Annotated in this window: 5 protein-coding genes and 1 tRNA gene; 3 read left to right on the forward strand and 3 right to left on the reverse strand. The window is 36.1% G+C overall.

The window, feature by feature from the left end:
* The first annotated feature begins 832 nt into the window (after nucleotides 1–832).
* Nucleotides 833–3,904 carry a DNA polymerase III subunit alpha gene (locus BW932_RS13910; protein ID WP_076388642.1) on the forward strand — a complete coding sequence of 1,024 codons (3,072 nt, stop codon included), beginning with the start codon at nucleotides 833–835 and terminating at the stop codon, nucleotides 3,902–3,904.
* Nucleotides 3,905–4,017: 113 nt separating this feature from the next.
* Nucleotides 4,018–4,326 carry a hypothetical protein gene (locus tag BW932_RS13915; RefSeq protein WP_076388644.1) on the forward strand — a complete coding sequence of 103 codons (309 nt, stop codon included), beginning with the start codon at nucleotides 4,018–4,020 and terminating at the stop codon, nucleotides 4,324–4,326.
* A 9-nt stretch (nucleotides 4,327–4,335) separates the two neighbouring features.
* Here the strand turns inward: BW932_RS13915 and BW932_RS13920 are convergent, their stop codons facing one another.
* The gene (locus tag BW932_RS13920) at nucleotides 4,336–5,472 is read right to left on the reverse strand and encodes a methionine aminotransferase (protein WP_076388646.1); all 1,137 of its coding nucleotides are present in this window, start codon (nucleotides 5,470–5,472) and stop codon (nucleotides 4,336–4,338) included.
* An 89-nt stretch (nucleotides 5,473–5,561) separates the two neighbouring features.
* Here BW932_RS13920 and BW932_RS13925 point away from each other — a divergent pair, with 89 nt between their 5' ends.
* Nucleotides 5,562–6,572 (forward strand): M28 family metallopeptidase, encoded by a 1,011-nt coding sequence (locus tag BW932_RS13925; RefSeq protein WP_076388648.1) that lies wholly within the window; start codon nucleotides 5,562–5,564, stop codon nucleotides 6,570–6,572.
* Nucleotides 6,573–6,674: 102 nt separating this feature from the next.
* Here BW932_RS13925 and BW932_RS13930 read toward each other — a convergent pair.
* Nucleotides 6,675–6,746, reverse strand: a tRNA-Arg gene (locus BW932_RS13930).
* A 506-nt stretch (nucleotides 6,747–7,252) separates the two neighbouring features.
* A complete protein-coding gene (locus tag BW932_RS13935) occupies nucleotides 7,253–7,888 on the reverse strand; it encodes an FAD-binding domain-containing protein (RefSeq protein WP_245820751.1) in 636 nt (211 codons plus the stop codon).
* Between the last annotated feature and the right edge of the window lie 69 nt (nucleotides 7,889–7,957).

A 7,957-nucleotide genomic window follows, 5' to 3' on the forward strand; every position in this document is an offset into this window, starting at 1 on the left:
GTTATTCAAAAGATGAAAAAAGCAAACTGAAATTTTGCTTTGCTAAGTGAAACGCCTTTGCGTACGTAATTTTTAAAGAATGTTTTTGTCCAAAAGCTTTGCGTCTTTGCGTTAAAAAAAACATTTAACCACAAAAGATACAAAAGTTTTTGTCTTTTTTAAGTTATTCAAAAGATGAAAAAAGCAAACTGAAATTTTGCTTTGCTAAGTGAAACGCCTTTGCGACCGTAATTTTTAAAGAATATTTTTGTCCAAAAGCTTTGCGTTTTTGCGTTAAAAAAAAACATTTAACCACAAAAGGCACAAAAGTTTTTGTCTTTTTTAAGTTATTCAAAAGACGAAAAAAGCAAACTGAAATTTTGCTTTGCTAAGTGAAACGCCTTTGCGACTGTAATTTAAAAAGAATGTTTTTGTCCAAAAGCTTTGAGTCTTTGCGTTAAAAAAAAACATTTAACCACAAAAGGCACAAAAGTTTTTGTCTTTTTTAAGTTATTCAAAAGACGAAAAAAGCAAACTGAAATTTTGCTTTGCTAAGTGAAACGCCTTTGCGACTGTAATTTAAAAAGAATGTTTTTGTCCAAAAGCTTTGAGTCTTTGCGTTAAAAAAAAACATTTAACCACAAAAGGCACAAAAGTTTTTGTCTTTTTTAAGTTATTCAAAAGACGAAAAAAGCAAACTGAAATTTTGCTTTGCTAAGTGAAACGCCTTTGCGTACGTAATTTTTAAAGAATGTTTTTGTCCAAAACCTTTGCGTCTTTGCGTTAAAATTCGGAATCTAAAATTTATAATCTAAAATCTAAAATCTAAAATTTATAATTCATAATTCAATCCATGTTCCTCAATTCCCACACTTTTCACAGCCTCCGTTACGGCACTTTATCAGTTGAAGAACTCGTGAAGCAAGCCGCCGATTCCGGTGCAAAAAATTTGGTTTTGACGGATATCAATACGGTTACGGCGATCTATGATTTTAAAAAAGAATGTGAAAAATTCGGCATCAAACCCATTGTTGGCGTAGAAATTCGGAAAGAAAACAAACTCCTTTATATTACCATCGCAAAAAACGCAACCGGAATTGCCGAAATCAACCGTCTCTTGACCAACCACAATTGCGATGGCGCCGAACTTCCGCAGGTTTCTCCCGATTTTCAGAATGTATTTGTCATTTATCCGCTTCAAAATATTCCGGAAAATTTAAAAGAAAATGAATTTATAGGCGTTCGGAATGAAGAGTTGAATCTTTTGATAAGACCAGAATGGCAAAAGTTTTTAAAGAAAATGGTCGTGTTGCATCCGATTACTTTTAAGACGAAAAAAGAATTTAATCTGCACCGGATTTTACGTGCAATCGATGAAAATACGCTGATTTCAAAACTCTCGGAAAAGGATTGCTGTTCCCCGAATGAAGTTTTTCAGTCGGTAGAAATGATTGCAGAACAATTTAGAAATCATCCGAAAATTATTGAAAATACGAACGCTATTTTAGAGCAGTGTTCCTTTAATTTTGATTTTAAAACCCCGAAAAACAAAATTTATTTCACCCAAAATAAAAAAAACGACGATGCACTTTTAAGAAAATTCGCGTATGATGGTTTGCAAAAAAGATATCCGAAAAAAAACCAAATCGTCATCGACCGTATTGAAAAAGAATTGAAAGTCATCACGGAAATGGATTTTGCAGGCTATTTTCTGATTACTTTGGATATTGTGAAATACAGCAACAGTCGTGGTTTTCTGCATGTTGGTCGTGGAAGTGGCGCAAACAGCATTGTGAGTTATTTGCTTGGAATTACAGAAATCTGTCCCATCGAACTCAATCTTTATTTTGAGCGTTTTCTGAATAAAAACCGAAATAATCCGCCCGATTTTGATATCGACTGGAGTTGGCGCGAACGCGATGAAATTCTGACGTATATTTTTAAAAGATACGGAAAAGAATATGTGGCTTTTTGTGGAACGAATGTCGAGTTTAAGTACCGCTCCATTTTTCGGGAAGTGGGGAAAGCTTTTGGTTTGCCGAAAGAAGAACTCGATGTTTTGGCGAAAAATCCCATGGCAACTCATGATGATAATAAAGTCGTAAAACTCGTGCAGAAATATGGAATGTTGCTGGAAAAATTCCCGAATCAACGCAGCATGCATTCCTGTGGAATTCTAATTTCTCAGGAACCGATCACCAATTATACCGCTTTGGAAATGCCGCCGAAAGGTTTCCCAATCGTGCAGTTTGACATGAATGTGGCAGAAGATATTGGTTTCGAAAAATTTGATATCCTTTCTCAGCGCGGTTTGGGAACCATTAAAGATACTTTGGAGCTCGTTAAGAAAAATCAGGGAATTTCCATCGATATTCAAAATACCACGCTTTTTAAAAATGATAAAGATTGCAATGATTATTTAAGCATCGGAAAAACGATCGGATGTTTTTATATTGAAAGTCCGGCGATGAGAGGTTTGCTTCGACGTTTGAAATGTGAAGATTACAAAACTTTGGTTGCAGCTTCATCTATTATTCGTCCTGGTGTGGCGAAAAGTGGGATGATGAAGGAATATATTTTCCGACATAATAATCCCACGAAATTCGAATATTTCCACGATGTTTTTAAAGAACAACTCGGCGAAACTTACGGAATTATGGTTTATCAGGAAGATGTGATCAAGATCGCTTTGCATTTTGGCGGCGTTTCTGCGGATGACGGCGATGTTTTAAGAAGGGCGATGAGCGGAAAAAGCAGGTCGATTCAGAAATTACAGGAAGTTCGGGACAATTTTTTTAAATCCTGTGCAAGCAAAGGTCATCCGGAACAGTTGTCCAAAGAAGTGTATCGGCAGATCGAGTCTTTTGCGGGTTACTCTTTTTGCAAGGCGCATTCCGCTTCTTATGCCGTAGAAAGTTATCAAAGTTTGTATTTAAAGGTCAATTTCCCCATAGAATTTATGGTTTCTGCGATCAATAATGGCGGTGGATTTTACCGCACCGAAGTCTATGTTCATGAATGCAGAATGGGTGGTGGAAAAATTCATAATCCGTGTGTGAATCAAAGTTTATTCGAAACCACGGTTTATGGAGAAGATGTTTTTTTAGGTTTCATGCACATTGAAAAGCTCGAAAGCAGAATCGCCAATTTTATTCCGGAAGAAAGAGAAAAAAATGGTGATTATATTTCCTTGGAAAACTTCATCAAACGCGTTCCGGTCGGGATTGAAACGTTGCAGACCTTGATTTTTGTGGGTGCTTTTCGGTTTACAGGAAAACCAAAAAATGAACTGTTGATCGAAGCCAGATTGTTGATGATTCATTTTAAACCGGAATATCGATTGCCGACTTTTTTTGAAACGCCGGTTCAGGAATATGAACTTCCGACTTTGAAAAGAAACCGTTTCGAAGATGCTTTTGACGAGATCGAAATTCTCGGATTTTCCGTTTCCTGCAGTCCGTTTGATCTGTTACAGACGAAATATCGCAGTATCATCATGGCAAGACATTTGCCGAAATATCATAAACGACAGGTGCGAATGTTGGCGTATTTGATTTCCCGAAAACACGTTCCAACGAAAAAAGGAACCATGTTTTTCGGAACCTGGATCGATGCGGAAGGAAACTTTTTCGACACGGCGCATTTTCCGGATAATTTGCAGCAATATCCGTTTCAGGGAGGTGGTTGTTATTTGCTATTGGGAATGGTAGAAGTTGATTTTCATTTCCCCACGATCACGATTTTCAAGATGGCGAAAATGCCTTTTATTCCCGATCCACGGTATGCCGAAGATCAGGAAAAAAGTTATGAAATCCACAAAAAAATCAATGAAGATGTGAGCATGACGACGAGAAATCCTTATCCACAGGAACACGAAATTGGTTTACCGCGGAATAAAATGGTGGTGGAGAAAGATAAAGTTTGAATTAGAGAACTGTTTTTTCCAGCATTAAATTAAACAGCAAATCATCGTGCTTAGAAATCTAAAGGATAATTTATAAATTTGTTAAAACTAAAGCAACCCCTAAATTTTTTTTGATGAAATCTACACGAGATCTATTTAAAAACAATCCGACTTTACTTGAAGAGCCAGAAGTAATCGAACTTTTGGAATATTGTGACGAACTGGAGGACGAAAACATAGAATTCAAATTTCAGAAAGCAAACAATAAAGAATTGGCCATGATCGATATGCTGCAGGAAGTGATCAAAGGCTGCAACGATCTGGAAAAAGAGCAAATGGAACATGATCGTTTTGGCTATGAATCGCCGAAATATCAGGAAGCCATTTTAAATCTAAAAAATTATATTTTGAATCGGTGTCGAGAGGAAAAAATTTATCTTTAAACCTAAATTTTATAAAAACGCTTTCAAATTTTCCACCGCTTTCAAAATCGTTTCTTCTTTTTTCGCAAAGCAAAATCTCACTTTTCCTGTGTTTTTTTGATCATGATAAAATGCAGAAACCGGAATGGTCGCAACTTTTGCTTTTTCGGTGAGCCAAATGGCGAAATCTTTATCGGATAAATCGGAAATATTGCTGAAATCAAGAATTTGAAAATAACCCGCTTCTGCTTTTTCATTTAAAGTGAATGGGAGATCTTGAATTTGATGAAGAAAAAAATCTCTTTTGTTTTGCATGGTTTTAATGTTCTCTTTTACATCGAAAACTTCGAGATATTTTGCCAAAGCATATTGAGCCGGAGCATTTACACTAAAGCTTAAATATTGATGAACACGGCGATAAGCAAGTGAAAGTTCTTCCGAAGCCAGAACGTAGCCGACTTTCCAACCTGTAAGATGAAACATTTTACCAAACGAAAAAATACTGAAACACCGCTCACTAAGTTTCGGGTGGTGAAAAGCGCTGAAAAACTCCTGATCATCGTATGTTAAAACATCATATACTTCATCTGAAATAAGAATAATTTCGGTATTTTCTAAAATCCGGGACAGTTTTTCCCAATCATTTTTCGTCCAGATTTTTCCCGATGGATTATGTGGTGAATTGATCATAATGGCTTTCGTTTTTTCCGTAATTGCTTTTTGTAGCGCATCAAAATTGACTTCAAAAATTTCATTAAGACTCACAAAGACCGGTTTTCCGCCATTCATTTCTATGGCAGGAACATAAGAATCGTAATTCGGTTCCAGAACGATTACTTCATCGCCAAAACTAATCACTGAAGCTAAAGCGGTATAAATTCCATACGTTGCACCGGGTGAAACCGTGATGTTTTCTTTGGATACCTCAATCTTTCTGCGCTGATTAAATTCCATTAAATTTTCGATCAAAAGCGGATTTCCGGACATCGGTGCATATTGATTGAAATTTTTTTCGGTTCCTTCTGCCAGAAATTTTTTCAACCTTTCATCAATTTCGTAATCCGGAAAACCTTGGGAAAGATTCACGGCATCATGCTTTTGAGCGAGCGCAGTCATTTCGGAAAATATGGTGAAATCGGAGCCGGAGTGCTTTTTGGGGAGGAGCATTTTTTACTTTTTACCAAAATTAGTCAAAAATCCTTTTGAATTATCCTAAAAATTACACTTATCTTTAGACTTCAAAAATTGATAAAAACATGAAGAATTCTAAATTTCTTATCCCCATTATTGCCTTCACATTATTGCAAAGTTGTGCGGCAAACCTTTCTTATTCAGGATCACCTTTTAAGACATCTTATAATTCCATCACTTCAGCGGAATTAAAAACGAATCTTTACGTTGTAGCCTCTGATGAAATGCAAGGTCGTGATACGGGAAGCGAAGGTCAAAAAAAAGCAGGTCGCTATTTGATCGAACAATACCGAAAAATGGGCGTTTCTTATCCGAAATCAATGAATTCCTATTATCAAACGGTTCCGAAGGAAGCTTTAATGGGAAGAAGAGGAAATCTACCCGAATCCGAAAATATTTTAGCTTTCATTGAAGGATCCGAAAAACCCGAAGAAGTTTTGGTGATTTCTGCACATTACGATCATGTCGGAATGAAAAACGGCGAAATTTATAATGGTGCAGATGATGATGGAAGTGGAACAGTAGCGCTTTTGGAAATTGCAGAAGCATTTCAAATGGCAAAAAAATCAGGAAAAGGGCCGAAACGCTCCATTCTGTTTTTGCATGTAACTGGTGAAGAGCACGGACTTTTAGGCTCGAAATATTATGCAGATAATCCCATTTTTCCCATGGCAAATACTGTGGTAGATTTGAATATCGATATGATTGGAAGATGTGATGCGGGAAATTGCGGAAAAGATTATGTGTACGTGATCGGATCGGAAATGTTAAGTTCTGAACTTAAGAAAATTAACGAAACCGCCAATAAAAGCACCACTAATTTAGAGTTGAATTACAAATATGATGATCCAAATGATAAAGATAGATTGTACTATCGTTCAGATCATTACAACTTTGCGAAAAACGGAGTTCCAGTAATTTTTTACTTCGATGGAATTCATGAAGATTATCACAAACCTACAGATGATGCGGATAAAATTGATTATGTAGCTTTACAAAAACGTGCACAATTGGTTTTCGCCACTGCTTGGGAAATCGCGAATAGAAAGGAGAGAATTTTGGTGGATAAGAAATAAAAGAGCCAAAATTTAAAGTAAAGGCAAAAATTTTATGGCTGAATATTGAAAAGAATCAAGGGTAAACTTGGTTCTTTTTATTTTTCCTTTCCCCTTCTAAAGTAGCCTCACCGGGAATCGAACCCGGATCTAAAGTTTAGGAAACTCTTATTCTATCCGTTGAACTATGAAGCTGAAATCCAACTCAAATTTAAGGACTTTTCAGGTCGGGTTAAAAAAAGAATCCGCTCTTTAGAAGCGGATTCAGTAGATAGGAAAATCTCATTTTTTAGTTAGACATCAAGAAAAAAGAGAAGCCGACAATGCTTCTCTTAAATTTTTATATTTAATTTAAAAATATTTTTAAAGGGTACGGCAAAGAGTATAGCTTTCATATCAACCTTTATTTTCAAAGTAAAGTTAAGAAAATATTCTATTGTGGTATGTGAATATAATGTTAAAGTTAACAGCTTACTAACAATAATTTGTGGATAAGTGACTGATTATGAACATTTTTAGCGATAAAAGCTGAAAACGAATATAGATTTCTTCTATGATTGCGTAAAAAACAAATCTGAACTTTATTTAAGATTGAGGAGAAAATACTTTTTGTGATGGCGACAAACCCAATAAAAAAGTGGCAATAGAAAGCGGTTGAAATCTTCTGAAGAAACCGAAATTTCGTTCTGCTAAAAAGGAAATTAAACTTCATCTAAGCTTTTCAGAAATTTGTTTGCATTGATTAAGTGGGTTTTCTTTTTGTCTTCATCCATTTTTTGGAAGGAATAATGCATCATCGACACGCGCTGATTTTTCTTGAAAAATTCTTCTTGAATACCCACAAATCTCCAAAAAAGTCCGTCCCAGATTTTTTCCCAGTCGCCGGAAGGATAATCGCTCATTTTTTTGAGATAATTGGAGCCACTCAAATAAGGTTTCGTCGCAAAAGTTCCACCATCTGCAAACTGACTCATGCCGTAAATATTGGGAACCATGACCCAATCGTACGCATCGATGAACAGTTCCATGAACCATTTGTACACTTCTTTGGGATCAAATTCGCAGAGCAACATAAAATTCCCGAGAACCATCAACCGTTCGATGTGATGGCAATATCCGGTTTTTAAAACTTTCTTGATGGTTTCGTCGATGGGCAAAATTCCGGTGGTTCCATCATAAAAACTTTTCGGAATTTTTCGGGTGAAGTTGAAGAAATTTTGAGTGCGCGAAAACCGACCTTTATACAAATACATTCCGTGGATAAACTCGCGCCAACCGATGATTTGGCGAATAAAACCTTCCAATGAATTGTAGACTGCACCCAAAAGTTTAGACAAAATTAAACAATATTATTAAAGGAAAGAGTTCGGTACTGTACCGGGCTCTTTCCTTTTAAATTAAGCCTT

Source organism: Kaistella chaponensis (assembly GCF_900156725.1).
Taxonomy (GTDB): domain Bacteria; phylum Bacteroidota; class Bacteroidia; order Flavobacteriales; family Weeksellaceae; genus Kaistella; species Kaistella chaponensis.

What these genes read in the sequence shown, in the direction of transcription:
- BW932_RS13910 (WP_076388642.1), top strand. Translation starts at nt 833, where the DNA reads ATGTTCCTCAATTCCCACACTTTTCACAGCCTCCGTTACGGCACTTTA.
- BW932_RS13915 (WP_076388644.1), top strand. Translation starts at nt 4,018, where the DNA reads ATGAAATCTACACGAGATCTATTTAAAAACAATCCGACTTTACTTGAA.
- BW932_RS13920 (WP_076388646.1), bottom strand. Translation starts at nt 5,472, where the DNA reads ATGCTCCTCCCCAAAAAGCACTCCGGCTCCGATTTCACCATATTTTCC.
- BW932_RS13925 (WP_076388648.1), top strand. Translation starts at nt 5,562, where the DNA reads ATGAAGAATTCTAAATTTCTTATCCCCATTATTGCCTTCACATTATTG.